A 24184-nucleotide genomic window follows, 5' to 3' on the forward strand; every position below is an offset into this window, starting at 1 on the left:
AGAGAAAGACACCCTGTCGTTCAGTCGGAAGTAACGACACATTGCGGACTTTCGGAGAGAAAACAACAAGAAAGCAAAAAAGGTTTGCCGGATAGTGTTATATTCGTTCCGAAAACTGGATCTGAGAAATCACACCCCGAGAATAAAGAGTTTTTATTTTCTCTTTTTACTTACCAGCGTTAACCGTTTCAGGGCAACAGTGCTTCTCATCATGCCGAATGCAACGATGGCCTGTTTTCCCTGTAACTCCAAGATAACGCCGACTGTCGGTTGGCCGTCCAGTTTCACGCTATCTCCTTTTTCGATAACGGCATTTTCGAGGGATTGCTTTCCGACAGGGTTTTCTGCTTTTCCTTTTGATGATTCAAGAGACCCGGCAGCCTCTATCGCCCTACCTTCAATCGCTTTACGTTCAATGGCTGTTATCTCTTTCCGCTTATCTTCCCAATACAATTTATCCCGTGCGATAGATTGCAGAAAGTTATCCATATTGATAAAATCCTCACCCATTTTAGCAGACGAATCAACAATAATATCTTCCGGAAGACCGATCCTGCGGGCTACTTCAACAGCAAACGAACTTCCCGGACTGCCGATGGAAAGTCGGTATAACGGCTGCATGCGTTCAGCATCGTAAAGCATGGCTCCGTTCACAACCCCGTCGGTCTCATAGGCAAAATGCTTCAGGTTCTGGAAATGAGTTGTTATTACCCCGAAGCTACGCTTCCGGTTAAACCGGTCGAGTATGGTTTCAGCGATAGCACCTCCGATTTGTGGTTCCGTCCCACTACCGAATTCATCTATCAGGATAAGCGTTTTATTATCACAGTTTTCTACAAAAAACTTCATATTGGTCAGATGCGAAGTATAGGTACTAAGACTGTTTTCTATGCTCTGCCCGTCTCCTATATCGACAAAGATATGATCGAATATACCTGTCCGGGAACTTTCATCCACAGGGATAAGCAGTCCGCATTGCAACATATATTGCAGCAAGGCAACCGTTTTCAGACAGAGGGACTTACCACCTGCGTTTGCTCCGGAAACGATCAGTAACCTGTCCTTCCTGTTCAACCTGATATCCAAAGGGAACGCTTCCTTATTCTGTTGACGCAACTGTATATTCAGCAGCGGATGCACAGCCTGTATCCATTCCACCTGTTGTTCATTTTCAAAGACCGGCTTAATGCCATTGATACGCAGGGCAAATGAAGCCTTGGCACGGATAAAGTCCATTTCGCCCATAAAGAGATAAGAGCGCATCAGATCAGCAAGATGCGGACGTACCAGATTTGTAAATTCGATCAGTATCCTTGCAACCTCACGGCGTTCATCGTTCTCCAATTCACGAAGACGGCTACTGGCTGCTGCCACTGCTTCCGGTTCGATAAATACCGTTTTACCACTGCCTGAATCGGCATGTACCACACCTTTGATCTTTCGTTTATTGGCTGCATTGACCGGAATCAACATATGGCCTTCACGCAGACTGGGTTGTGCATCCCTGCCGATAAGTCCTGCCGCCTGCGCCTCCCGTATCGCTATCTGCATATGACGGGTAATGGCTTTTGCCGCTTCGACCTTGTCCCTGCGTATATCCGCAAGCCGGCGCGAAGCATTATCTTTCACCTGGCAGGATTTATCCAATATGGAATTGGCTTTATCAATCAACAAGGGGAAAACGGTTATCTGACCGGCCATAAATGTCAATGAGGGATACTTCATTCTTCCGGTATCCGTCCTGGCATTATGCAGAAAGGCTACTATATTGCTGATAGTCTGAAGAGAATTCATCAGCCCGGCTATTTCTTCTTCCGAAAGCCATGCTGTTATATCCTCTCCTATCCGTTGCAGGGTATCGCGGACATCCAAAAAGAAATCGACCGGGAAATCTTCTTTATTACGCAAGATTTGTAAAAACTCCCCTGTCTGCTCCAACCATCTGGCAATGGTGGCATAGTCTGTCGAAAAGTCCATCGCTGCGACCTTTTCTTCTCCCAGAGTACTTAAACATTTTTCTGTAACAAACTGGCGAATTGTATCTATACCTATTCTTTGTTCAAAATTATTCGGGTAAATCATGTTCTCATTACTATATAACATTGGCCGTCCATCAAATTTATAGACCAATATCTGTTTATAAAATAGTTTATTTAGAAAATGAGATTATCCATATTCCGACAGAATACCAACAAAACGATTGATCCGCCTCTCGCAAATATGCGAAGCTGACCGTTAGTATAATGACATCTCAAAGACCGGAGATGTGAACTCGAAATACGGATTTATACCGATGCACTAAACATAAAAAGGTTATTATATTGTTTTATTTACTCTGTTCGTACCGCAAAGATAGTTTGTTTTTTTAGATTTACAAGAGGCTTTCTGTCTTTGAGTCATTTTTTTAAGACCTTTGCGCTCAGACATTTCCAGTTTGAACGCATTATCTATTATGCTATTATGATGAAAAATGGAGTAAAGTTTCTACCTTTCTTTAATATCTAATGATTATTTATTTCTAAATTCACTTACCACTTTTAGGAATTCATTCGGTAATTTATTGTAAACCTGTTGTTTTATATCTTCCGGCATTCCATAATAAGCCTCTGCAATCCCTCCTGTTATGCAAGCCAGCGTATCGCTATCGCCACCCAGCGAAACAGCCAGGCGGATGGCATGCTCGAAATCCGAACTATCCAGAAAGGCTATGATCGCTTCGGGAACGGTTCCCTGGCAACTAACATCAAAAGAATAGTCCGGACGAATGTCATTGCAGGTACGGTCCAGGTCGTAAGAAAAGGCGGTTTCTATATATTGCTTGATCTCCTGTTTGCTCTTTCCGCTTCGTGCCAGGTAAATAGCGGCAGCAGTGGCTTGTGCTCCTTTTATCCCTTCGGGGTGATTATGAGAGACAATAGCCGTTTCCTTAGCCACTTCCAATGTCTTTTCCAATGAATCGAATTTCCATCCGACAGCACTTACCCGCATCGCCGAACCATTTCCCCAACTATTATAAGGTAACGGATTCTCTTCCATAAGCCAGTAACTGAAACGGCCACCATAACCGCCCATCGGACAAGGATATTCAGCTGAATACCGCTGCATAACCTTCACCAGGTCTCCCCCATTCAGCAACCAGTCCGCAACGGCCACTGTCATGATTGTATCGTCGGTATAATCGCTTTCGTCCGTAAACAGCGGGAAGTCCGTTGTCTTTATATTATCAAACTCATAAACGGAGCCAATGATGTCTCCAGCTATTGCACCTGTCATAATTCTATACTTTTACAAAGTTTCAATTTATTATTCACTAACAATCCTATCCGAACAAAACTTTTTCCGTTTACAGGTCTTACAGGGAATCCCCATCCACAAACAGTCAAATTGGCCGACAGCTTCTTTCACCAGTTCTTCCACCGAAGTAAATATTCCTGCTTCAAAGTTACGGTTATCTTTCCCTTTCATGCCCAAAGCGGCTCCCGTTAAGTTTGCCGACCCAATATAGGCCTGCTTCAAATCGAATATCAACAGCTTGAAATGGACACGCGGACACAATACACGTTCCATCCGGCTCCAAAGCAAAGGATATTTATCGAAGTCGTCCCGAAAGTTCTGTCCCGGTTCTTTGGCATGGATCAGACGGACCTCCACACCTTCCTTTACCTTTTGTTCCAGTAGTTTCAACAGAGGAACGGCATTCTTTCCTTCCTTAATATAAAGGTCCTTAATATCGGCCGTCCCGATCCAGATCGTCCGCCTGGCTTGCCGGATAGCTTCGATAAAGAAGGTATAATGTTGTTCGTTTTTGATGTACTGTAGCATAAATAGTAACTTCTCTGATATTGGCCGCACTTAATCGGTTGGTGGCGTTACGGTAAAAGGTGTATTACAGGCATTTATAGCTGCCTGTTGGCATATTCTAAAATTCTTTTCCGTAACAGGGACATCTCCATACGCATCAAGGAAAGGAGTATCAGAAAGTTCGACCTTGTAAACAGAAGCTATTAATGCTTGAAACAGCGTGCAAGAGGCAGTATACCGGCCTATACCATAATCAAGATGACGATAATCTCTCGTTATATCCAACGGAGAATTGTTCAGGCTCGTATTTCTTAAGTTCTGGATTGCGGTACCGACGGGTACCAGTATGTCCACCTCAGATTGGTTCATCATTACTTTCGTCGCATTGGTGATGGCTTTGTACATCTTCTGTTGATTATATCCGTACTTGCCAAAATATTCTTCCTGACATCCGGTTCCATATGCCCAGGGCATTTGCCAGGCAATAACAGGTTTGGATTTACGGCATTCATTTTTTGCAATATCGATCAAACTGGAAAAAACAGGCTGATAAGTCTGATACCTTCCCGCATCATAAGAAACTTGTTGAAAGGTTATGATATTCCAATCAGCATATTGTAATGCTTGCTTCAATGTAAAATTATCCGATATAGTCGTCCACTCCATTTGATCATTTGTAACTTGATATATACCGATGGGAGAATTCTCCATATAACCTTCATAAAACTTTCTTAGAGAAGCTCCTCCCGCAATGAGGTGACCGATACAAATATGACTCAAACCGACTGATTTAATAATCCTGGGCAGCCCACTTGTCGCATCTTCCGTAAAACTATTTCCAATACATAATATTTTCAACGAGGCAGGACGGGCAGGAAGATGTTGCTTCTTATCAGACAAATGATTATTACTATTCTGCCTCATAAACCGGAGGATCGTTCTGTCAGAATAATAAAAATAGAAGAAATGCCTTGACTCTATTATATTTTTAAGGACAGGGATGTCAGGCATATCCAAAGGCATACCGGCCTGTATAGTCGTACTTTTTTCGTTTATCGACCAATTTCCTCTGCCATCGACATCTATAGACTGAAGGTTTGATTCGGAATTTGGTATGTTCGATAGGGCCTTTATATCGGTATTGACTCCATTGATCAACCAATTATTATTGTTTCCGATAGTTGTATAAAAGACTTTCTTTCCGCCGGGAAAAGAGATGACACTATTATCGCTGAACACAATCTCGAAGGAACCGGACGTTTGCTTAATTTCCCGAATGGACAAATCATTTTGCAAAGCCTGAAATAACAGCTCCTGGGAGACTCCAACCCAATCATCGCCTTCCTCTTTTTCCGCACATGAAATATTCAAAAGGAAAAACAAGCAAACGAACAAAACATGTATCCTCATACCAACATTCATTTTATGCAGGCAAATATATAATATAACTTGATTTAACGGATTTCTGAATAAATAAAAAAATTAAACGCATAAAGATTTAACAACAGCACCAAGTTGTATTTGTTATTGTTACTTTTACCTGCTGAAACAGATAAATAAATTAGTATGCTGATTATATTGACCTCGGCCAAAACAATGACCGGTACATCCAAAATAAAAGCTCCTGCCGGGACGATGCCCCGTTTCGCACAGGAAGCGAATGAGATAGCCCTGAATATGGCACAGTTCTCTACCGACGACCTGAAAAAGATTCTGAAACTGAATCCCAAACTGGCATTGGAGAATTACAACCGGTTTCAGGAATTCCATACCGCAGAGGTACACTCCTTACAGGCATTACTGGCTTATACCGGAGTGGTTTTCAAGAATATCAACCCCAAAGATTTCACGGAAGATGATTTCCTGTATGCAAACGACCATCTGAGGATTGCCTCCATCTGCTACGGGCTGCTTCGTCCGCTCGACCTGATCAAGCCTTACCGAATGGAATATGAGGTGAAGCTGCCGGAGTTGGGAGAAGGAAATATGTATAACTATTGGCGTCCGCGTCAGACAGAACTGCTGATCGACGAAGTAAAAAAGAGCGATAACATCCTGATAAACCTTGCCAGCCAGGAAATACAGGGGGCATACGACTGGAAGAAAGTCGGGAGCACCGTCCGCATCATCACACCGGAGTTCAAGGTATGGAAAGACGGAAAAGCGCAGACTATCGTGATCTACATGAAGATGGCCCGCGGACAGATGACACGGTATATACTGAAAAACAGGATCACTGATCCGGAAGCTCTCAAAAACTTCTCTTGGGAAGGATTTACCTACGACGAGAGTCTGTCGAACGGGGACAACTGGGTTTTCCTGCAAAGCTAAATGAAAAGAAATTGCCGCTTCGTTCAATAATCCGGAGATAAAAGCGTTATATGTATGTTCCTTTTTAAATGAATGATGAAATGAAAAAGACCTGTTTGCTATTACTTTTGCTCGTTGGAATAATCTACATAAACGAAGGTTACAAGATTATAAGCGAAGATATGCCGGTGAAAAGCACCACCGAAGGCTCCCTCTCAGACGTTGCCGACGAAGTGATCGCCATTCCGCTGGAAACAACATCCGACTGCCGGCTGAAACATGCCACACAGATCAAGCGCGACAGGAATGAATTGTTCCTGGTAAGCAACGGCCAGCTTTTTCATTTCGACTGCTCCGGCAAATTCCTTAGCCGGATCACCAGTAATAAGCATTTCCTGGTTACCGATTACGTCATCGATCCGCTCGAAAAGCAACTAATCGTCATGGACGACCGGGAAAACGTTTATTATTATGATTACGACGGGACGTTGCTGGAAAGGAAAAGCCTTGCCGGAATCAATCCGTTGAATACCCCTACCCGCCTGATGTACCATAACCGCCATATATGGATGACGGCACAATCGTTGTCGCCCTCCGAAGAGGGGACCGGCAAACAATGTGTCAACCAGTGGCTTTATAAGTTCGATACGACATTCAACCTGCAGGATGCCCGCAAACTGACGGCTGCCGACCTGGGACGGTTCTATCTGGGTGCCTGCTTTTCTACCGAACTGTCCGTTACCAACGGGAATGTCTACGCCTATTCGCCTTCCACCCAGCCGGACGAGTTGCTGGCAGATACGCTTTACCTGATCAGACGGAACAAACTGAATATACATGAGGAATATTCTTCAATCCTACCCCTCTGCATAGCCGGACGTTATTTGGTTTCCACTTACTCGGACGCAACTGATACGGATAAGAATTATACGTTCTGTTACGATCGCCGGGAAGACTATGCCTATAATGTAACAGGAGGCTTCGAAGATAATTTCTACCATACGGGAAGGGTTCCCGACCTGAAATCACTGGATATTTATAACAATTCTTTCTGTTATTGCCGTTCAGGAGAAGAAGTAAAGAAAGCATTCCCGGATCGCACGGAAGAAGATAATCCGGTGCTGTTCATTGTTAGGATGAAGGCATAATGAAGGATAAGGTAATTATAGCAAAATAGATATTTCAAATATTGTCAGGTTTGAGCTATCCGATTATTGATCGGTTGTACCTGGCTCCCCTCTTGAGAGGGGGAAGGGGGTGTGTTATTGTTTAGCCCTATAACTAGCTTTAACACACCCCTTATCCCCTCTCAAGAGGGGAATTAGTTACTCCCGTCACTATAAACAGATAGTTCAATTTTTCCTAAATTGGCACATTGGCATATTACCACATTGGCTCATTATTTCCTAAGAATGAAATTATTCTACTACAATTACCCCCCTCTTTATCAGAACAATCTGCCGCAAAAGCGCAGTTTCATAACCGGATAAACAGTCAGTTTATCTATGATTTTTGTGAAACTGTCGTCTCCGTCGGTTGAAGTACTACCCAGGATTCCGGCGTCCGTATACACTTTGGGAGTTCCGTGGAACTGAACACCTAATTCAAACTGTACGCCGATACGCTTTTTAGGAACTGCACGTCCGAAACCTACTCCCAAATAAGGACGGAATCCGGCTGCTTTAAGACCGCCGGCGATATTACCATCCTTGTCTACCGGAATTGTCTGATCACCGATAACAATACCAGCCTTTCCACCTTCGTTCACATATTCCTTCAACTCATCGCTGTGGCCAGTGATCTTCACTAACTTGGAACCGCCGAAATAAGCACCGGCCGTCACAAAGAAAGAAGAACTCAGGAACGGATAGTAGTTCACCAATAATTCTCCGGAAGCACGGCTCATACTACCTTTAAGGTCAAGCGTACTCGGATAGCTTCCCAGATCGGGATCATTCAGTTCCACATCCACATCTGTGCTGATTTTAATACCCGGCATAAACGAAACACCTCCACGGATGACAAAATGGGGAGTGACCGGAGTCGCTACATCAACGCCAATACCTGTTGTTCCGGCACTTACACCAACTGAGAGAGAATTAAAAATCCCCAGCTCTTTCTGAGCGGAGACATAAGAAGAAATTACACTCATAGCTATGAGTGCACACATAAAAATTACCCTTTTCATAATCCAATAGAGTTATTATTAATACTAGCGGCTGCAAAAGTAATGAAATAAATATAACTTACATAAAAAAAGAAGTGGTACCGAAATTAATCCGATACCACTTCTTTTTTCTTATAAGGTCAAAGCGAATGTTATTCTTCTCCGCTTTCGTCTTCCTTCATATTATGGAATACATTCTGTACATCGTCATCTTCTTCCAGCTTTTCAATCAGCTTATCCAATGTTTCACGCTGTTCGGCTGTCACTTCTTTCAGATCGTTCGGGATACGAACAAACTCGCTGCTTGTGATTTCGTAACCGTTCTCTTCCAAATATTTCTGGATAGCGGAGTTCTGAGCAAATTCACCGTAGATAACAACTTCTTCTTCGTCTTCGTCTACTTCATCCACTCCATAATCGATCAGTTCCAGTTCCAGGTCTTCCAACGAAATACCATCTTTCTTGTTGATATGGAATACACATTTATGATCGAACAGGAATTCAAGGCTGCCGCTTGTACCCAGTGAGCCGCCATGTTTATTGAAATAACTGCGCACATTGGCAACCGTACGGGTTGTATTATCGGTCGCTGTTTCCACGAAGATAGCAATACCGAACGGACCGTAACCTTCATAAGTCATCTCCTTATAGCCGGAGAAATCTTTTTCTACAGCACGCTTAATGGCACGTTCCACATTTTCTTTCGGCATATTCTCCTTCTTTGCATTCTGCATCAAAGCACGCAAATGGGGGTTATTCTCCGGATCAGGACCGCCTGCTTTCGCAGCAATAGTGATTTCCTTACCCAGTTTTGTGAATACGCGGGCCATATTACCCCAACGTTTAAATTTTCTTGCTTTACGGAACTCAAACGCTCTTCCCATATTATATCTGTATTATATTATTATAAACTTTTGTCTTATCTCAATGATGCACCCAGTTTGCTTTCCAGATTCTTGCGAATCTTCTGCATGATCGCGTCGATCTGTTTGTCGTTCAATGTCTTCGTTTCATCTTGCAGGTAGAAACTTACAGCATACGATTTCTTTCCGGCCGGCAGGTTCTTGCCTTCGTAAACGTCGAACAGGGAAACCTCCTTCAACAGTTTGCGTTCGCTTTCTTCGGCGATCTTTTCGATCTCAGCAAACTGAACGGACTTGTCCAGCAACAAAGCCAGGTCACGTTTTACTGCCGGGAATTTAGAGATCTCGGAGAATGTCACCTTATTCTTCTTTGTCTCCTTCATCAGCAATGTCCAGGACAACTCAGCATAATATACCTCGAAATCAATATCCATAGCCTTGCAGATCTTACGGTTTACGATACCGAACGTACCCAGTTCGCGGCCCGAAGTTGTTGTAATACTTACGCCTGTTGAATACATATCATTGCTCAGGTTTCCGAAGACAACCTTCTTCAGATTCACGCCCAGACGGATAAGGATATTTTCCACATAGGCTTTCAGTTCATACACGGTAGCCTTTTCATCTGCATGCGCCCAACTGTTTTCCACACGGTCGCCGCAAACCCATAATCCCAGGCGATAGTCTTCCGAGAATTCGGCCAGTGTAGCGTCTTCACGCTTCTTCTCTACATTATAATCGTAGCAGTTGCCGAATTCAAAGAAACGGATATTGCCGTTTTTACGTTTCACATTATGTTCGATGCTTTCCAGACCGCCGAACAACAATGTCTGACGCATACCGTTCAGGTCTGCACTCAGCGGGTTCATCAGCATAACGCAATGAGAAACCGGATAAGTAGTCAGTTCATCGTAATAAGCGGAACGTGTCAGCGAATTGTTCATGATCTCATTGAAACCTGAACCGCAAAGCTGTTCAGAGATCAGGTTCTGCAGATCATAACTACGATCGGTAGCTGTCTTGTAGCTCAGGTTTGATTTTACGCTGTCGCTGAACTCTATATTATTATATCCGTAGATACGGAGGATATCTTCAATTACATCGACATCACGCTGTACGTCGATACGGTAAACCGGCACATGGATGGTCAGACCTTCGGTTGTTTCCGAAACGATTTCCATCTCCAGGCTAGCCAAAATACTCTTAACCGTCTCTACCGGAATGTCCTTACCGATCAGACTGTTGATCTTGTTGTAAGTCAGTTCCACGGTATAAGGCTGTACCGGATTCGGATAAACATCCTGAATAGATCCGGTAATCTTACCACCGGCTACTTCCTGGATCAACAGAGCGGCACGTTTCAATACATAGATTGTATTGTTCGCATCCAGACCGCGTTCGAAGCGGAAAGAAGCATCAGTATTCAAACCGAAACGACGGGCTGTCTTACGGATCCATGTCGGATGGAAACAAGCCGATTCAAGGAATACATCTGTAGTCTGCTCCGTCACACCTGAATCCAGGCCGCCGAACACACCACCGATACACATGGCTTCTTCCGTATTGCAGATCATCAGGTCACGATCGGTCAACGTACGTTCAACACCATCCAGGGTGACGAACCTGGTACCTTCCGGCATCGTCTTCACGATCACTTTATCGCCTGTCACCTTGCCTGCATCGAACGAATGCAGAGGCTGTCCCATTTCATGCAATACATAGTTGGTTACGTCCACTACGTTATTGATAGGACGCAAACCGATTATATTCAGACGGTTTTTCAACCATTCCGGACTTTCTTTCACTGTTACGCCCTTGATAGTAACACCGGAGTAACGGGGACATGCTTCCGTATTTTCAACGATCACTTCGATAGCCGGAGTTTCATCGTCGATCTTGAAAGCGTCGACAGACGGACGTTTCAGTTCCGTCGGCTTACCGTTCTGTTTCAGGTAAGCAGCCAGGTCGCGGGCAACACCGAAATGGGAAGTTCCGTCCACACGGTTCGGAGTGATATCCACTTCCAGCACATAGTCGCTCTTTACATTATAATATTCCTTGGCAGGAGTTCCTACAACCGCATCAGCCGGAAGCACGATAATGCCGGCATGGTCTGTTCCGATACCGATCTCATCTTCCGCACAGATCATACCGTTCGACTCAACGCCACGGATTTTTGATCTTTTAATGGTAAAGACTTCGTCACCGTCATAGAGTTTCGTACCGTTCACAGCGACAACCACTTTCTGGCCTGCTGCGACATTGGGCGCACCGCAAACGATTTGCAAAGGTTCTTCCCCACCGACATTCACCGTCGTGATATGCAAGTGGTCAGAATTCGGGTGTTCCACACAAGTCAAAACTTCGCCGATAACCAGTCCTTCCAGTCCACCTTTGATCGTTTGAACTTCTTCTACTCCCCCGGTTTCCAAACCGATAGAGGTTAGTGCTGCTGATACTTCTTCGGGCTGCAAGTCGAAATCAAGATACTCTTTCAGCCAGTTGTAAGATATATTCATTGTTCTAAAATTTATTCAATCAAGTTTCTATGCGTCTGCGAGATTCCCCGCTTGCGGCAATTTGACTGGCAAAAGTACAAATAATAGAATAATTATTCAACGAGTGTACGGACTTTATTCTTACCACAAGCCAAAAAATCTTATTAATCAACGGTTATTTCATTTCCAAATCTTTGTCCAATATAAAAATTCAGCCTAATTTAGAGGCGTAATTCTTACTGAATATCAAAAAATACAAACACACTAGGGATAAAATATTTACTTAATCATTCATAATGTAATGTCTAACAGGATTCTATCAGTGCAATATATACTCATACTTGTCCTATTTTTTATTCTAAATAGCTCATGCAACCAGACAACGCCTCATAAACACATATTAATCATCCAGTCTTACGAAGCCGGCCTCCCTGCATATAAGAACATGAAAAATATCTTTGCCGAACAATTACGGAAAAGAGACATACATGCAGAGGTCCATACCCTTTATCTGGACGGAACCAAGAAAACGGAGAAAAAACAAAAACTGACTATATATGAGGAACTGAACAGGTTATCATCCTGGAATCCGGATATCATCCTGACCTGTGACGATCCGGCCCTGAATGCCTTACTGACCTGCGACCATCCTTCCGTTAAAACGACTCCGATCGTCTTTACCGGAGCGAACTACCCGAACATGCCATTCATTCAAAAACAGTCCAACATAACAGGCTTCCGTGACAAACCGGATTACAGAACCAATATAGAACTGATAGAACAACTCATAGGAAAATGTATTGTTGTGCGGGTTACCGACGATATCTATGCAGACAAAATCATCCTGGCAGACATGGATGAACAGATCAAAGATATCTGCAAAACAAACAATATTTTCTCCCCGGACAAAATACGCTTATCCGGAAAACGCGGTACCTCCATCTCCAAAAACAAAAAAATAATACCGGACGCCATGTACATAAGCACGATCAACGGAAAATCGACCCGTTCGTTGATCAAAGGGTTAGGCGAGAACTATTATAACAAGGCCTATCTGGCAATCAAAAGAGATTATCTGACCCTCTCTTTGGGACGTTTCAGTTCTTTCCCCGGTTTTTCGGTCCTCAACGAAATGGTCGGTTATAATTATGGTGTAATCGGAGGATATGTCACGACACAGCAAGAACAAACAACCCTGGCCGCCAACCGTATTGCCGATATACTGAACGGGGCTCCGGTAAGTAACTTTCCACAAATTACGGAGGCAGGCAAAAAGTACATATTCGATTATAAAATACTCGACCAATGGGGGATCAGTCTCAACAAACTGCCGATAGACAGCGAGATCGTAAATATCCCCTTTTATATCCGTTACCAGTTCTATATTATATGTATAGCAGTTTTGCTGGGAATTATATTGATAATTATTATCATTTACCAGCGAATGTTGTATAAGAGAGAGGCTGCCCATAAAAAAGAGGTGCAGGAAAATCTGAAACATGAGAAGGAATTTCTCTCTTTCGCTTTGGAGAGCGGTAACATTTTCACATTCCGGTATAAAAACGGAACCTTCTATTTTGACAAAGAGTTTTATCATTATCTGAATATGCCAGAAGAACCCATCAGTGCGGAACGTTTCAGCAAGGCTATCCACCAGGACGAACAGGCTGATTTTCAATTAAACAGATATAAGCTGGATCATGGTTTCCCCTCCCGTCAGATAACCAGAAGAAGATATGATTTTAACGGACAAGGTCATCAGTGGTGGGAATTCCGGTATGCCCAGAACACCAACATAAAGACTGCCGGCAATGATTATTCCGTCGAAGTAAACGGCCTCTGCCTTAATATTCAGCAAATCAAGGAAACAGAAATCAATCTGACCAAGGCCCTGAAAAAGGCGGAAGAATCCGATAAGATGAAATCGGCCTTCCTGGCCAATATGAGCCATGAGATACGTACACCGCTCAACGCCATCGTCGGCTTCTCCCAACTGCTGAGTTCGGATATGGAACTGGAGCAGGATGAAAAAAATGAGTTTATCGGCCTGATAAACACGAATAACGACTTGCTTCTCAAACTGATCAGCGACATTCTGGACCTGTCGCGCATCGAGTCCGGACAAATATCCTTTACCTATGCAGACTGCGATCTGAATCAATTGGTGGAAGATATCTTCAATACACATCGCGTACTGATGCCTCAGGGAGTAGAATTGCTCAAAGAAGTTCCGGAGATTCCGGCCATTATCAACACAGACCGTTTCAGACTGACCCAGGTAGTTACTAATTTCATTAACAATGCGACAAAATTTACCACTCACGGATATATCAAAGTCAAATACGAATACGACACCGAACATATCCTTCTGTCGGTCGAAGATACGGGAAAAGGTATTCCCAAAGATAAGATAAAGCAGGTATTCGAACGTTTCCAGAAACTGGATGAGTTTGCCAAAGGAACCGGTCTCGGACTGGCAATCAGCCTGAGCATTATAAAAACGTTTAAAGGAACCATCCTGTTGGATTCGGAAGAAGGGAAAGGCAGCAAGTTTACTATCTCGCTACCCTATACTCCTCAATAAAACGCTTATTGGCTTTTGCCTCTTTAGTCCATTCCGGTATAACGGTTTTCAGAAATTCATCTTTGGCAGCCAGTTCTGATTTCATATCCAGACCTATATATTTCTGCGCCTTCTCCTTGGTTGAGATATCGGGCATGGGTACTTCTTGATTATAACCGTGTTTATTCAGTACGTCTTTTATGACCAAGCGTGCTTGCATCGTTTTATACAGGCCATCGCCTAAAATACGTTGTACTTCCTGGGGAGCATGGAAGGCAGCGCCATGGGAAGCGATAGCAAAATCCCAACGCCACTGGGCCTGGCGAAGCAGTTTGAGCACGGGCTCCATCTGGTTATCCGACGCACCTCTATCCCAGGCAAACTTAGCTTCGATATGTGCTTTTACCAACTCTTTTTCCAATTTATTACGCAGTTCCATGGCTTTGTTCTGCCGGGTATATACGTCCTGACGAAGCACTTCCGCACTTTCATGATGACAGGTCTGGCATGTTTTTTCGATCATCGCCAACGGACTTTGGATATGATGATTATTATATGACCGGAGCTCTTCCTCGACATACGGCATATGGCACTCACCGCAGGAAACGCCCCGGCGGGCATGGATCCCCATCTGAGCCAGTTCAAAATCCGGATGCTGGGCTTTCAACATGGGAGTTCTACTCAGTTTATTGACATAATCGGAAAAACCTATTTTATCGTAGTAGTTCTCAATAGCTTCGACAGTATACCCGGAATCCCAGGGAAGAACAACCTCTTTATTCTCCCCTTTTAAATAATACTCCGCATGGCACTGAGCACAAACAAGCGAACGCATCCTCCGGTCAGAAGCATCTTCAATGGGATCGCCTTCCCGTTTCAGAGCGTCGATCAGGAACTGACGCGGAACACGCAAATCCATACTCTCCGGATCATGACAATCGCCGCAACCGACAGGATTGACCACTTCCGATCCCCAGTCGTACCATTTCTTTTTATAGAACCCATCCGAACCCACTTCGTCTATCAGCCGTGGAACATCCAGGCTTTTACAGGCCCAACAGGAAGCGGGCTGAGGACCCTCATTCGCTTTTCGCGGAGCTCCGGTACGCAAACTATGATAAAGATCTTCAATAGCATACATATGTCCTCTCGGAGACAAATAACTTTTTGAAAAACCATAACCCGCCCACAAGATTACCATTTCGGGCCGCATAGCCAGAATGTCTTCGGCCTGATTGCCGTTATACAAACTTTTGAAAGTCGTATCCGCCGTATTTTTCCAGCTCTTATATTCGTAGGAATTCGATAAATCCAGTTCATTGGTTTGAAGAAGATCTTCCGTTCCTCCGTTTTCCACTTCATCGATAAATATGATTTCTCCCCTATTTACATAAGAATATCCTGTAGTCACGATTAAAATGGCTATAACAGTTGCGAGCAGCAACACTTTTAAATACCCTACACCTAGTGTTTTTTTCATCAGATATAATTTGCTTATATAAAATCCATATGCAAATAGCTTTAATAAGCTTTGATTTTTGAGCTGTTTGATTTAGATTACAAATGTAGTAAAAAGATATTATGGACCAAGAGAATTTTGATAACTATAAAATAAAGCTGTATTTTTGCAAAATGAAGTTACGAAAAGAGTGTAATTTATTGGAAATGAGCGTAGGTTAATTGCTCTTGATAGTAATAGGTTACGATTTAGTTAGTTATCTACTGCATTATCCTTCTGCGCGTTGCGTAACCTTCAAAGAACTCTTCGTATGCAAAAGTAGCTATTTAATTCGAGATTTTGATATAAACTCCCGTTTTTTATCCCCTCATTCATAAGAATTTTCCGTAAAAGCGGTATTGTCCGTCGGCACACCATTGCCCAAAACGAGTTTGGAACAAACGTGTGCCGACTACCGCATAGCTGGAGAAAAGGGCATTGCCTCACGCCTAAACGATGTTTAGACAGATGAAGCAATGCCCCTTTCTTTTGCGCCTATGCCAAGAGGTGCTTTTACGGGTTTTCAAATGATTTTTCTTTTTTCGCTGTCTCTTTTGCCGGAAGCGGAAAGTGAATGCAGAGTGTGTCAGCCTGCCCCATGAATGAAACAGGCGCCCACACACAGCCGGACAAACCGGGAAGAATGATTGTTGCCACCCGGCTGAACAAGTTCCGTCGGATCGGAAACAATCATACTTCCTTTGTTGTGGTTTGCCCTTTTCACGCTTCCGGTGATGTCTTTTTCCTTTTGGTGATTCTTTTTTTTACGGATTTTCCCCTGAAGTTTTTTTCTACACAATCTGCCTCTGTTTTCGTTTACCTCCATTTTGCGCCTTTCAGTAAGCCGCATCAGTCAGTCATTTTCGTTCTGGGCGCAAAGGTAATTCCGGGATTGGACGGGAAAGCAAGGTCAAGCCTCCTGTTTTCGGTAAAAATCTCCAGCCCTGCGGGTAGTATTTTGACCGAAAAACCTTGCATTCCCTAATCCCTACCTTTTCAAGCACCCGAAACGAAAACGACCGATGCGACAGAAAGACGCATAAAAAAAATGTCGGATAAACGAGAGGCAGATAAGATAGTTTGAAACTCAACTCCCTCAGCTCTTGAATCCGCATTAAAAACAAAAAAATCAAAAACAGCGAAGATATGACGGCAACGGCAAATTTCAGACAAATGGCGCAACACATCGGGTTGGCGATATGCGGCTTGATGATGCGCACCGCCTTCGGGGTGTTCGGCATCCTTTGGGGCATCATCAGAGAGATTGTAAACGGAGTGTTCCGAGTGGCGATAGGTGTAATCGTGGCTATCCTTTCCACCATTGCCTTCTTTGGCTTCATCCTTTGGTTATTCACCCTTTAACCCTTACCGACATGGCAAAAAGAAACAGCAAGACGGCAGCGCAGCAGTGCAGATATTACGAGGTGGACAACATCTTCGTGTATATGGTGGAAACGTACATCAACGGCAATTTTGAAACTTTCCGAAGATTGTACCACGAACTGAACAAGGACGCACGGAGGGATTTCATGGACTTCCTTCTCAGCGAGGTAGAGCCGACCTATTGGAGAGAGATACTGAAACAGATAATCTAAAAATGACAGCGATATGAAAGGAACAGACCATTTCAAGAGAACGATATATATGTACTTGGAACAGCGTGCGGAGGAAGATGCGCTATTTGCAAAGAAGTACCGCAACCCTGCCAAGAACATGGACGAGTGCGTGACCCACATTCTGAACTATGTGCAGAAAAGCGGTTGCAACGGTTTCACGGACGGAGAGATATTCGGGCAAGCCATCCACTACTATGAGGAAAACGAGATAGAGGTGGGCAAACCGATGGACTGCCAAGTGGTTGTGAACCACGTTGTGAAACTCACGGCAGAGGAAAAGGCGGAGGCACGTCAGAACGCTGTCCGCAAATACCAAGAGGAGGAACTCCGCAAGTTGCAGAACCGCCACAGACCGTCAGCGAGAAAAGAAAACCAACCCCAACCCTCATTATTTGATTTAGGCTTATGAAACCGAAGACCAAGATACAGAAAGAGGTGGCAAGACTTTCCGCCAACCTTCGCCCCATATCAGCGACACAAATAGATTGGGCATACCGCCACTGCGTTGAGCATATCGGCTACCGCACCAAGAAAGGGAACATCACCTGTTCCGACTGCGGTCACGAGTGGCACAGCGACAGCGGACTATGCGACACCCTTGAAGGCTGCACCTGCCCCAAATGCCATGCCGAACTCAAAGTGCAGGACACACGCAGACGCATCTACAAGGAAACGCAGAATTTCAGCGTGATAACCACCTGCAAAGGGTATCAGGTAATCCGCGTGGCGCAGGTCAGATGCGAGAGCAGGAAAGGCGAACCGATGCGTTTCTACTGCCACGAGGTCGTGCAGCGTTGGATTTCACCCGACGGCAAGGTTACGGACATGGCGTTGCTCCGTGGCTTCCTTTTCTGCTATTGCGATGTGTGGGCATTAGGCAGCGATATGGAGGTAAGACCGCACAACAGCCTATACGATGATGTGGTGGCAAGAAGCTGTGCATATCCAAAGATGAGGATATTGCCCCAACTCAGACGTAACGGCTTCAAGGGCGATTTCCACGGCATCTCCCCCGTGCGTCTTTTCAAAGCCTTGCTTTCAGACCCAAGAATTGAAACCCTTATGAAAGGCGGTGAGATTGAGGTCATGAAACACTTTCTTTTCAATACCCGTACTGCCGATGAATGTTGGGCATCATATCTGATTGCCAAGCGTCACAAGTATCAGATAGACAACCTCTCAATGTGGTGCGACTATCTGCGTATGCTCAAAAAACTCGGTCAAGACCTCCGTAACCCGAAGAACATCTGTCCCGAAGATTTCATGGCGGCACACGACAACGCAACCCGAAAAATTGAAGCCATACACGAGAAGGAAAGAGCCGCAGAGCAACGCCGTTGGGAGATTGAAAGGCGTGAGCGTGAGCAACAGCGACAACTCCAACGAAAGAAAGATGCGGAGGATTTCATCGCCAACAAATCCAAATTCTTCGGCTTGGTAATCACGGACGAGGAAATAATCGTCAAGGTGCTTGAAAGCATAGACGAGTATTACAACGAGGGCAAGACGCAGGGCATCTGCGTGTTTGGCAGTGGATACTACAAGAAAGCCGACACCCTCATACTATCGGCAAGGATTGGCGATGAGATTATTGAAACCGTAGAGGTGGACTTGCGAACCCTCGAAGTGGTGCAGTGCCACGGCAAGCACAACCAGGACACCGAATATCACGAGCGCATCATAGACCTTGTGAACAAGAACGCCAACCTTATCCGTGAGCGGATGAAAGCGGCATAGCATAACCCCTAAAACAACATTGATATGGAAGTAAGAATTGAAAGTATGATTTGTGTGTGGGATGATGCAATCCCCACGATGTTCCTTGAATTTGTGAACCTCCTCACTCTCACAACGAGTGAGGGGGAATTGAGAAAGAGCGTAAAGGAGTTTGCCGAGAAGCACGAACTTGACAAGTTTTTCCTTTACGGCTTCGGCTCACACCATTTCTACCTGCACCAACGCTACACAAGCAACCCCGAAATGGTGATGAAGAACAGAGTTCTGTCAGTACATTTTTAACCATCTAAAAAGCAACATTATGACAACACGAATGACCATCAACGGAGTAAGCACCTGCGCGGAAGCAGGTACGGAGAAATACGAGCGTTTCCAATCGGGTATCGGAAGACGCAGGCGGACACTTGTGCAGTACGACTACCGCCACCCCATAGACAGAGAATTGTTCTCTTGTGTCAAACCCACGTTGGACGAGTGCCGAGCCGCACGGGACAAGTGGCTGAACGCAAAGAAGGGAAAGGAGGACAGACTATGAACACGACCTATCAAACGCTGATAGTCAAGTTCAGCGAACCTATCACGGCATTGGACGGTATCTTTGACGATACCGGAGCGTGGGGAACGGACACCCTCAAGGGGTGGATAGATGATTACGAAAGCACACGTTTCACCGCCACCGACAGCCATACGGCAGTCATCACGAGCGAGTACAATATGGAATGTGTGAAAGAGTGGCTACAACGGCAGACCCCCATTTCCGAAATGCGAGAATTTTGAACGGGATGGCGGTGTCCGCACCGCCAATACTTAAAACCCTAAAAACAAAAGATATGATAGCCAAGACGATATTACAGCAGATAGGCGGAAAACGCTTCACCGCCATGACAGGTAGCCGTGATTTCATAGATATGGGCAACGGCTTACGGATGAGCCTTGCAAGGAACAAAACAAGTGCCAACCGCCTTGACATCATCTATGACGAAGGGGCAGACCTCTACAATATGCGCTTCTACCGCAGGACGTTCAGCAAAAAGACCTTTGAGTGCAAGACAAAGGACATTGCCGTACACGAGGGTATCTATTTTGATATGCTGGAGGAAATGTTCACGATGGTGACGGGACTTTACACACGCTTTTGAGTGGCGGGGCGGCGAGAGCCGCCCTACTTTCTTTCAGTGAGCATGATGGCGGACAAAGAAAGTAGCAAAGAAACCTTTGTCCAATCTGCGATAACTAAAAAATCCGCAAGTAAAACTTGCGGAGGCTATATATTGGGTCGTTATTTTTTGGTGGAGGGGAATGATAATCTCGAACCGTTGAACTACACATTTCTGCTTCGTCTCCATTTCCCCCAACGATTTGATACGTTCAATCATTTTTGTTGTTCCTTTCTGAATTTTCCTAAATACTTTCTTCATAATTTCGCTATACTTTTTATGGTTAATAACTATGTTTTGTATTGCTCTCACAACACTTACAACTTGAAGTGTTATTTGGAAACCGATAGGCAAAAATGGCTCAACGATGTCAATTAACGAGAAAATCCTACGATAATCTATCAAGTGATAGAGCAAAAGACGTGCCAAGTTAAATATGGCACGTCTTTTGCCAGTTTTGTCAGTCCTTTTATGGGATATACAACAGCGCAAACTCCGCCTTTCTCCGTTTGAGCAGCATGGCGTGGCGTTTTCCTTTGTAGTTGCAGAAGGCTATATACTCACGGTAGATGTTCCTGTCACCAGCTTCCAGCTTCTTGATTAAGGTGCTTTTGGGGATTGTTTTGCTGCCTAACAGCTTCGCCGGTCCCACATTGTAAGCTAACGTGCCAAGCAAAATCGAATCAACCCCGAATTTACGGAACATGGCGACAAATTTGCGCAGGTCTTTCCGCAAAAGTTCATCCGCATCCCGTTTTGTCATGGTTCGTGCCGAATACTTCTCGTTTGGCAAAAGTTTGTGACCCCAACCGACGTATGGGTAGTGTTTTTCTGAGTGCCAGCCTTCAAAGTAGCGGCAGCATAAAAAAGCACGTTCCATAAGCGGCAGTCGGTAGATTGCCGCCTGCCCGTCCGTTCCCTCTTGGCGGCTGATCTGCGCGGACACAGAACAGACCGTCAGAAGTGAACAGAGCATTGTCATGAATACACGCATCATTTCAACAAGGGGCTGAAGTTGCCGATGGGAACGATGGTAAGATCGTCGTCCTTTACATTCCTGTTGTTGAAGTCAAATTCCAGTTCGTAGGAGTTGCTAAAGTTATCCTCCACCACCACGATGAAATTATGCGCCTCATCACCCGCCGCCGTGTAGTACAGGCGGAATTTTTCGTTCTCCAGCAGGTAGCGGTCGTTAGGCAGGAAGGTGATGCCGTTATCCATTTTGAGCGAGCCTTCCCCCTCGAACTGGAAATAGCGGATGGTATAGAGCGTACCCGAAAAGTCGCCCTCCTTTTTCAGTTCACAGCGGATTTCCACTGTCTGCCCCTTTACTACCTTGTTCGGCACGGGCATGACCTCCACCGTGAAGGGATAGGACTGCTGGATGTCCATGTCATCGTCACATGACACGAGGGTGAATGACATGGCGGCTATCAGGCATAACGCCACTGCCTTGAATATTGATGTTCTCTTGTTTCTGTTGTTCAGTATGTTCATTGTTCTTCGATTTTTAGATGGTTGTTTTTCTGTTTTTTCGTTGTCAGTTGCAGGTACTCGTTCAAGTCCTTGCAACCGTCATAGAGGGAGGAACGGTCGGTGACACGTTCCCCGTATCGCATGGTAAGTGCGGCAAGCGTCCGCCGTCCGGCTTCGTCACGGTCGAGGAAGCAGCCGATGCGCCCGTATCCGTCCAGCAATCCCGCCGCCTTCTCCACGTTGGCGACTGAGTTCAGCACAAGACAGTCAGCGTTACCGGTTACACCAAGCGTCACGGCAGAGAGAAAGTCCATGAAGCCCTCGAACACGAGGCACTCGTCAGCCGGGATGTCATTCGCCTTTACCAGTGATACAGACTTCGGAGGTATGCAACCCTTGAAATATCGGCTTCTGACTTCATAGCCACCTGCCATGTTCGGAAAGCCAACGGCAAAATACCGTTTCCCACGCACACCGTAGTTCAAGCGGCAGCAGTGACGGGATGCGATGGCGTAAGGGATGCCCCGTTCCTCTAAATACTCCGTCAGCAGTGAGCGGAGCAGCGGAGCGACCTCCACATCCTCAAAAACGGATTCGGTCGGCTTCGAGAGATAGACGGGCTTTTCCCATCCGGCAACCGTCATATTGGCGGCTTCCGCTATGAACTTCGCTTGCTTCATGAAGTCATCGCTTTGCAGAAACTCCCCGGCAAGCGTGAAGATGTCGCCGCCCTTGCCCAAACCGAAGTCGTACCAGAGCTGTTTCGCCACGTTCACACGGAAAGAGGATGTGCGCTCGCCCCTGTACGGGGCAAGATACCACAGCTCGTTACCGCTCCTTCTGACAGGCTCATGCCCCAGCCGTGCGAGAAAATCCGCAAGCGGCATCCTTCTGACAGCATCTATTTCCGTCCTTTCCATGCCCGTGTCAGTTGATGATGAACTTGATACCGACCCCGAACTGCGTGTGGAACTTCCGTGTGTCGCCACCCCAAAGGCAACGCTCCCGCAGGTTGGCAAGCAGGGCGATACGGTCTGCCACGTAACACTCCACATCGAGCGTCAGCGCACCGCCGTAGATGAAGGCGTCCCGGTCGTGCAGCGTGGAGCCGTCATGCAGCACCTTCTTCCCCCAATTTACCGCCTCATATCCGGCGAGAGCCGAAGCCCCGGCATAGACGAAAACAATCTTTCGGGCGTCCGACAGTATCTTGAAGTAATAGCCGCCCTCCGCCGTGAACTGCGCCACGGGTATCTTGGTGTCCTTGTAGGGATTGTTCTTCAACAGGTATTCGCCACCGAACACCCACTTGTTCCCCTTCTTCGTGTAGGTGGAGAGAGCCGCCCCGAAGCTGTACCCGCCGTCCTTGCCGCCGAGATTGAAGCCGTCCGCCATGTCCGCCCTCACCTCGATGCCCTGCATCTTCGGCAGACACCGCTGGGCGTGCGCCTGCCCTGTAAAAAGGGCAAGCGACGCGATGATTATTGCGATGTACTTTCTCATGGTCAGCGTACTTGAAGTTCGTTGATGGTACCCGCGCGTACCAAATCCTCGTTCTCAATCACGAAGGACTGGTGACGGCCGCCGTTCTTCTCGTTCAATTCCACCACGAGGCACTTGTCATCGGGGATGGTGAACTTCGCCATCGTGAAGACCGTGCGCTCGCTCTTTTTGCCCGGCACGAGGGTGGCGTAGTTCTGCGCGCGGAGCGGCAGAATAATCTGCTCCTGCACGGCAGTACGCTTCGCAACCTTCTTGTCCACGATTTTCCAAGTGATGTAGTCCACATCGAAAGGCACGTTGCTCTGGTTCTTTATCTCCGTGTGGAAATAAAGCAAGCCGTTGTGCGTGTAGATGCCTTTCAACAGGTATTGGATGCCGAAACGCTTGCAGCCGATATGCTTCACCTCGCGCTTGTTCTGTTTGTGGATGGACTTCATGATAAGGCGCACCAGCATCGGGCTTTCGCTGCCCAGCTCTTTCAGATAGATTTCCTGCGCGTTGTTCGGGCGGTTCACCGTGCTGCCGTCATGGATGAAGTCGCACATCTCCACGTTGAGCAACAGCGGTTCGGCGGCGTACTTCACGTTGAAGGTGTAGAAACTGCCGTCCTCCGTGATGACGGACATATTCGTTTCGTTGGGAAAATTCCTTACGGTAGCCTTCACACGGATGATGTTCTCCGCTCCGTCGGCTTTCCCGGCAATCAGGTCGGGCGAGCCTAAATCGACATAGCGCACCTCCGCCGGAAAAATGACGTGGACGGTCTTGTCGTAGGTCACTTCCAGACCGTGCGGCGGTATCATGCGGTCGAAGGTCAGCTTGCGTGACAGCCCGTGATATAGGTCGCCGTCCGCCTCCTTCTGCGGATAGACCTCCTTCGTCAAGGTCGGTTGTTCACTTCCGTTGGTCGTTTCAACGGTTACATTCTCCTGCGCGTTGGCAGTTATGATGCCCATAGCGAGGGCAAACATGATGATTACTTTTCTCATTACTTT

At 45.8% G+C, this 24184-nt stretch carries 27 protein-coding genes; 12 read left to right on the forward strand and 15 right to left on the reverse strand.

Translation table 11 applies throughout. From position 1 onward, the window contains the following. Positions 1–153: 153 nt before the first annotated feature. The 4 genes from DWW91_RS09130 to DWW91_RS09145 all read right to left on the reverse strand — a co-directional run bounded on the left by DWW91_RS09130 (position 154) and on the right by DWW91_RS09145 (position 5211). Positions 154–2082, reverse strand: coding sequence for an endonuclease MutS2 (locus tag DWW91_RS09130; RefSeq protein ID WP_370449571.1), 1929 nt, complete (start codon positions 2080–2082; stop codon positions 154–156). Positions 2083–2508: 426 nt separating this feature from the next. Continuing rightward, on the reverse strand, positions 2509–3273 hold the full coding sequence (locus DWW91_RS09135; protein ID WP_122327543.1) for an ADP-ribosylglycohydrolase family protein: 765 nt from the start codon (positions 3271–3273) through the stop codon (positions 2509–2511). A 30-nt stretch (positions 3274–3303) separates the two neighbouring features. After that, positions 3304–3822 carry a phospholipase D-like domain-containing protein gene (locus DWW91_RS09140; RefSeq protein ID WP_122327544.1) on the reverse strand — a complete coding sequence of 173 codons (519 nt, stop codon included), beginning with the start codon at positions 3820–3822 and terminating at the stop codon, positions 3304–3306. 30 nt (positions 3823–3852) lie between these two features. Then, a complete protein-coding gene (locus DWW91_RS09145; protein ID WP_122327631.1) occupies positions 3853–5211 on the reverse strand; it encodes a DUF4886 domain-containing protein in 1359 nt (452 codons plus the stop codon). A gap of 156 nt (positions 5212–5367) precedes the next feature. Here DWW91_RS09145 and yaaA point away from each other — a divergent pair, with 156 nt between their 5' ends. Beyond that, positions 5368–6132, forward strand: a complete 765-nt coding sequence (gene yaaA, locus DWW91_RS09150) for a peroxide stress protein YaaA (RefSeq protein WP_007652812.1) — start codon at positions 5368–5370, stop codon at positions 6130–6132. A gap of 80 nt (positions 6133–6212) precedes the next feature. Then, positions 6213–7259, forward strand: coding sequence for a 6-bladed beta-propeller (locus DWW91_RS09155; protein ID WP_007652808.1), 1047 nt, complete (start codon positions 6213–6215; stop codon positions 7257–7259). A gap of 299 nt (positions 7260–7558) precedes the next feature. On the opposite strand, the gene DWW91_RS09160 is transcribed toward DWW91_RS09155, so the two are convergent. The 3 genes from DWW91_RS09160 to pheT all read right to left on the reverse strand — a co-directional run bounded on the left by DWW91_RS09160 (position 7559) and on the right by pheT (position 11660). After that, a complete protein-coding gene (locus DWW91_RS09160) occupies positions 7559–8299 on the reverse strand; it encodes a hypothetical protein (protein WP_007652802.1) in 741 nt (246 codons plus the stop codon). Positions 8300–8430: 131 nt separating this feature from the next. After that, positions 8431–9162: a YebC/PmpR family DNA-binding transcriptional regulator gene (locus DWW91_RS09165; protein WP_007652801.1), complete on the reverse strand. Its 732-nt coding sequence runs from the start codon at positions 9160–9162 to the stop codon at positions 8431–8433. Positions 9163–9197: 35 nt separating this feature from the next. Beyond that, positions 9198–11660 carry a phenylalanine--tRNA ligase subunit beta gene (gene pheT, locus DWW91_RS09170; RefSeq protein WP_122327545.1) on the reverse strand — a complete coding sequence of 821 codons (2463 nt, stop codon included), beginning with the start codon at positions 11658–11660 and terminating at the stop codon, positions 9198–9200. A gap of 280 nt (positions 11661–11940) precedes the next feature. Here pheT and DWW91_RS09175 point away from each other — a divergent pair, with 280 nt between their 5' ends. Further along, the gene (locus tag DWW91_RS09175; RefSeq protein WP_122327546.1) at positions 11941–14223 is read left to right on the forward strand and encodes a sensor histidine kinase; all 2283 of its coding nucleotides are present in this window, start codon (positions 11941–11943) and stop codon (positions 14221–14223) included. Here DWW91_RS09175 and nrfA read toward each other — a convergent pair. Together nrfA and DWW91_RS28370 are read right to left on the reverse strand one after the other, a co-directional pair. Continuing rightward, on the reverse strand, positions 14195–15682 hold the full coding sequence (gene nrfA, locus DWW91_RS09180) for an ammonia-forming cytochrome c nitrite reductase (RefSeq protein ID WP_122327547.1): 1488 nt from the start codon (positions 15680–15682) through the stop codon (positions 14195–14197). The two genes, DWW91_RS09175 and nrfA, sit on opposite strands and share 29 nt — an antisense overlap. A 273-nt stretch (positions 15683–15955) precedes the next feature. Further along, entirely contained in the window at positions 15956–16168 is a 213-nt protein-coding gene (locus tag DWW91_RS28370; protein WP_007567577.1) for a hypothetical protein, read from the reverse strand. 106 nt (positions 16169–16274) lie between these two features. Between DWW91_RS28370 and DWW91_RS09190 the strand changes: the two genes are divergently transcribed. From DWW91_RS09190 to DWW91_RS09235, 9 genes are all read left to right on the forward strand, one after another. Beyond that, on the forward strand, positions 16275–16685 hold the full coding sequence (locus tag DWW91_RS09190; protein ID WP_004291538.1) for a hypothetical protein: 411 nt from the start codon (positions 16275–16277) through the stop codon (positions 16683–16685). Positions 16686–16846: 161 nt separating this feature from the next. Further along, positions 16847–17062 (forward strand): hypothetical protein, encoded by a 216-nt coding sequence (locus DWW91_RS09200; protein WP_004291535.1) that lies wholly within the window; start codon positions 16847–16849, stop codon positions 17060–17062. An 11-nt stretch (positions 17063–17073) separates the two neighbouring features. Beyond that, positions 17074–17295 carry a hypothetical protein gene (locus DWW91_RS09205; RefSeq protein ID WP_004291534.1) on the forward strand — a complete coding sequence of 74 codons (222 nt, stop codon included), beginning with the start codon at positions 17074–17076 and terminating at the stop codon, positions 17293–17295. Between the two features lie 13 nt (positions 17296–17308). Next, positions 17309–17725 carry a PcfK-like family protein gene (locus DWW91_RS09210; RefSeq protein ID WP_004291533.1) on the forward strand — a complete coding sequence of 139 codons (417 nt, stop codon included), beginning with the start codon at positions 17309–17311 and terminating at the stop codon, positions 17723–17725. Next, entirely contained in the window at positions 17722–19053 is a 1332-nt protein-coding gene (locus DWW91_RS09215; RefSeq protein WP_004291532.1) for a PcfJ domain-containing protein, read from the forward strand. Before DWW91_RS09210 ends, DWW91_RS09215 begins: the two co-directional genes overlap by 4 nt. Before the next feature lie 24 nt (positions 19054–19077). Then, complete coding sequence (locus DWW91_RS09220) at positions 19078–19335, forward strand: hypothetical protein (protein WP_004291531.1); 258 nt, start codon at positions 19078–19080, stop codon at positions 19333–19335. A gap of 19 nt (positions 19336–19354) precedes the next feature. Next, on the forward strand, positions 19355–19588 hold the full coding sequence (locus DWW91_RS09225) for a DUF3873 domain-containing protein (protein WP_004304291.1): 234 nt from the start codon (positions 19355–19357) through the stop codon (positions 19586–19588). After that, on the forward strand, positions 19528–19830 hold the full coding sequence (locus DWW91_RS09230; protein ID WP_005783104.1) for a hypothetical protein: 303 nt from the start codon (positions 19528–19530) through the stop codon (positions 19828–19830). Before DWW91_RS09225 ends, DWW91_RS09230 begins: the two co-directional genes overlap by 61 nt. Before the next feature lie 53 nt (positions 19831–19883). Beyond that, positions 19884–20192, forward strand: coding sequence for a hypothetical protein (locus tag DWW91_RS09235; protein ID WP_004304290.1), 309 nt, complete (start codon positions 19884–19886; stop codon positions 20190–20192). Between the two features lie 33 nt (positions 20193–20225). On the opposite strand, the gene DWW91_RS28375 is transcribed toward DWW91_RS09235, so the two are convergent. The 6 genes from DWW91_RS28375 to traN form a co-directional block, all read right to left on the reverse strand. Next, positions 20226–20615 (reverse strand): hypothetical protein, encoded by a 390-nt coding sequence (locus DWW91_RS28375; RefSeq protein ID WP_004291527.1) that lies wholly within the window; start codon positions 20613–20615, stop codon positions 20226–20228. 64 nt (positions 20616–20679) lie between these two features. Further along, positions 20680–21207, reverse strand: a complete 528-nt coding sequence (locus DWW91_RS09245) for a hypothetical protein (RefSeq protein WP_004291526.1) — start codon at positions 21205–21207, stop codon at positions 20680–20682. Further along, positions 21204–21707: a DUF3872 domain-containing protein gene (locus DWW91_RS09250; protein ID WP_004291525.1), complete on the reverse strand. Its 504-nt coding sequence runs from the start codon at positions 21705–21707 to the stop codon at positions 21204–21206. Before DWW91_RS09250 ends, DWW91_RS09245 begins: the two co-directional genes overlap by 4 nt. Further along, a complete protein-coding gene (locus DWW91_RS09255) occupies positions 21704–22606 on the reverse strand; it encodes a toprim domain-containing protein (RefSeq protein ID WP_004291524.1) in 903 nt (300 codons plus the stop codon). The genes DWW91_RS09250 and DWW91_RS09255 overlap by 4 nt, the downstream gene beginning before the upstream one ends. A 7-nt stretch (positions 22607–22613) precedes the next feature. Continuing rightward, entirely contained in the window at positions 22614–23189 is a 576-nt protein-coding gene (locus DWW91_RS09260) for a conjugal transfer protein TraO (RefSeq protein WP_004291523.1), read from the reverse strand. Between the two features lie 2 nt (positions 23190–23191). Continuing rightward, complete coding sequence (gene traN, locus DWW91_RS09265; RefSeq protein ID WP_004291522.1) at positions 23192–24178, reverse strand: conjugative transposon protein TraN; 987 nt, start codon at positions 24176–24178, stop codon at positions 23192–23194. Positions 24179–24184 lie beyond the last annotated feature (6 nt).

Origin of the sequence: Parabacteroides sp. AF17-3, from assembly GCF_003635445.1 — a bacterium.
GTDB lineage: Bacteria > Bacteroidota > Bacteroidia > Bacteroidales > Tannerellaceae > Parabacteroides > Parabacteroides goldsteinii.

Excerpts from the sequence above, each read along its gene's own strand:
- DWW91_RS09130 (WP_370449571.1), bottom strand. The coding sequence starts at position 2,082 with ATGATTTACCCGAATAATTTTGAACAAAGAATAGGTATAGATACAATT.
- DWW91_RS09220 (WP_004291531.1), top strand. The coding sequence starts at position 19,078 with ATGGAAGTAAGAATTGAAAGTATGATTTGTGTGTGGGATGATGCAATC.
- DWW91_RS09145 (WP_122327631.1), bottom strand. The coding sequence starts at position 5,211 with ATGAGGATACATGTTTTGTTCGTTTGCTTGTTTTTCCTTTTGAATATT.
- DWW91_RS09255 (WP_004291524.1), bottom strand. The coding sequence starts at position 22,606 with ATGGAAAGGACGGAAATAGATGCTGTCAGAAGGATGCCGCTTGCGGAT.
- DWW91_RS09215 (WP_004291532.1), top strand. The coding sequence starts at position 17,722 with ATGAAACCGAAGACCAAGATACAGAAAGAGGTGGCAAGACTTTCCGCC.
- nrfA (WP_122327547.1), bottom strand. The coding sequence starts at position 15,682 with ATGAAAAAAACACTAGGTGTAGGGTATTTAAAAGTGTTGCTGCTCGCA.
- DWW91_RS09165 (WP_007652801.1), bottom strand. The coding sequence starts at position 9,162 with ATGGGAAGAGCGTTTGAGTTCCGTAAAGCAAGAAAATTTAAACGTTGG.
- DWW91_RS09190 (WP_004291538.1), top strand. The coding sequence starts at position 16,275 with ATGCAGAGTGTGTCAGCCTGCCCCATGAATGAAACAGGCGCCCACACA.
- pheT (WP_122327545.1), bottom strand. The coding sequence starts at position 11,660 with ATGAATATATCTTACAACTGGCTGAAAGAGTATCTTGATTTCGACTTG.
- DWW91_RS09140 (WP_122327544.1), bottom strand. The coding sequence starts at position 3,822 with ATGCTACAGTACATCAAAAACGAACAACATTATACCTTCTTTATCGAA.
- DWW91_RS09260 (WP_004291523.1), bottom strand. The coding sequence starts at position 23,189 with ATGAGAAAGTACATCGCAATAATCATCGCGTCGCTTGCCCTTTTTACA.
- DWW91_RS09155 (WP_007652808.1), top strand. The coding sequence starts at position 6,213 with ATGAAAAAGACCTGTTTGCTATTACTTTTGCTCGTTGGAATAATCTAC.
- DWW91_RS09200 (WP_004291535.1), top strand. The coding sequence starts at position 16,847 with ATGACGGCAACGGCAAATTTCAGACAAATGGCGCAACACATCGGGTTG.
- DWW91_RS09175 (WP_122327546.1), top strand. The coding sequence starts at position 11,941 with ATGTCTAACAGGATTCTATCAGTGCAATATATACTCATACTTGTCCTA.
- DWW91_RS09210 (WP_004291533.1), top strand. The coding sequence starts at position 17,309 with ATGAAAGGAACAGACCATTTCAAGAGAACGATATATATGTACTTGGAA.
- DWW91_RS09225 (WP_004304291.1), top strand. The coding sequence starts at position 19,355 with ATGACAACACGAATGACCATCAACGGAGTAAGCACCTGCGCGGAAGCA.
- DWW91_RS09245 (WP_004291526.1), bottom strand. The coding sequence starts at position 21,207 with ATGATGCGTGTATTCATGACAATGCTCTGTTCACTTCTGACGGTCTGT.
- DWW91_RS09135 (WP_122327543.1), bottom strand. The coding sequence starts at position 3,273 with ATGACAGGTGCAATAGCTGGAGACATCATTGGCTCCGTTTATGAGTTT.
- traN (WP_004291522.1), bottom strand. The coding sequence starts at position 24,178 with ATGAGAAAAGTAATCATCATGTTTGCCCTCGCTATGGGCATCATAACT.
- DWW91_RS09235 (WP_004304290.1), top strand. The coding sequence starts at position 19,884 with ATGATAGCCAAGACGATATTACAGCAGATAGGCGGAAAACGCTTCACC.
- DWW91_RS09160 (WP_007652802.1), bottom strand. The coding sequence starts at position 8,299 with ATGAAAAGGGTAATTTTTATGTGTGCACTCATAGCTATGAGTGTAATT.
- DWW91_RS09205 (WP_004291534.1), top strand. The coding sequence starts at position 17,074 with ATGGCAAAAAGAAACAGCAAGACGGCAGCGCAGCAGTGCAGATATTAC.
- yaaA (WP_007652812.1), top strand. The coding sequence starts at position 5,368 with ATGCTGATTATATTGACCTCGGCCAAAACAATGACCGGTACATCCAAA.
- DWW91_RS09250 (WP_004291525.1), bottom strand. The coding sequence starts at position 21,707 with ATGAACATACTGAACAACAGAAACAAGAGAACATCAATATTCAAGGCA.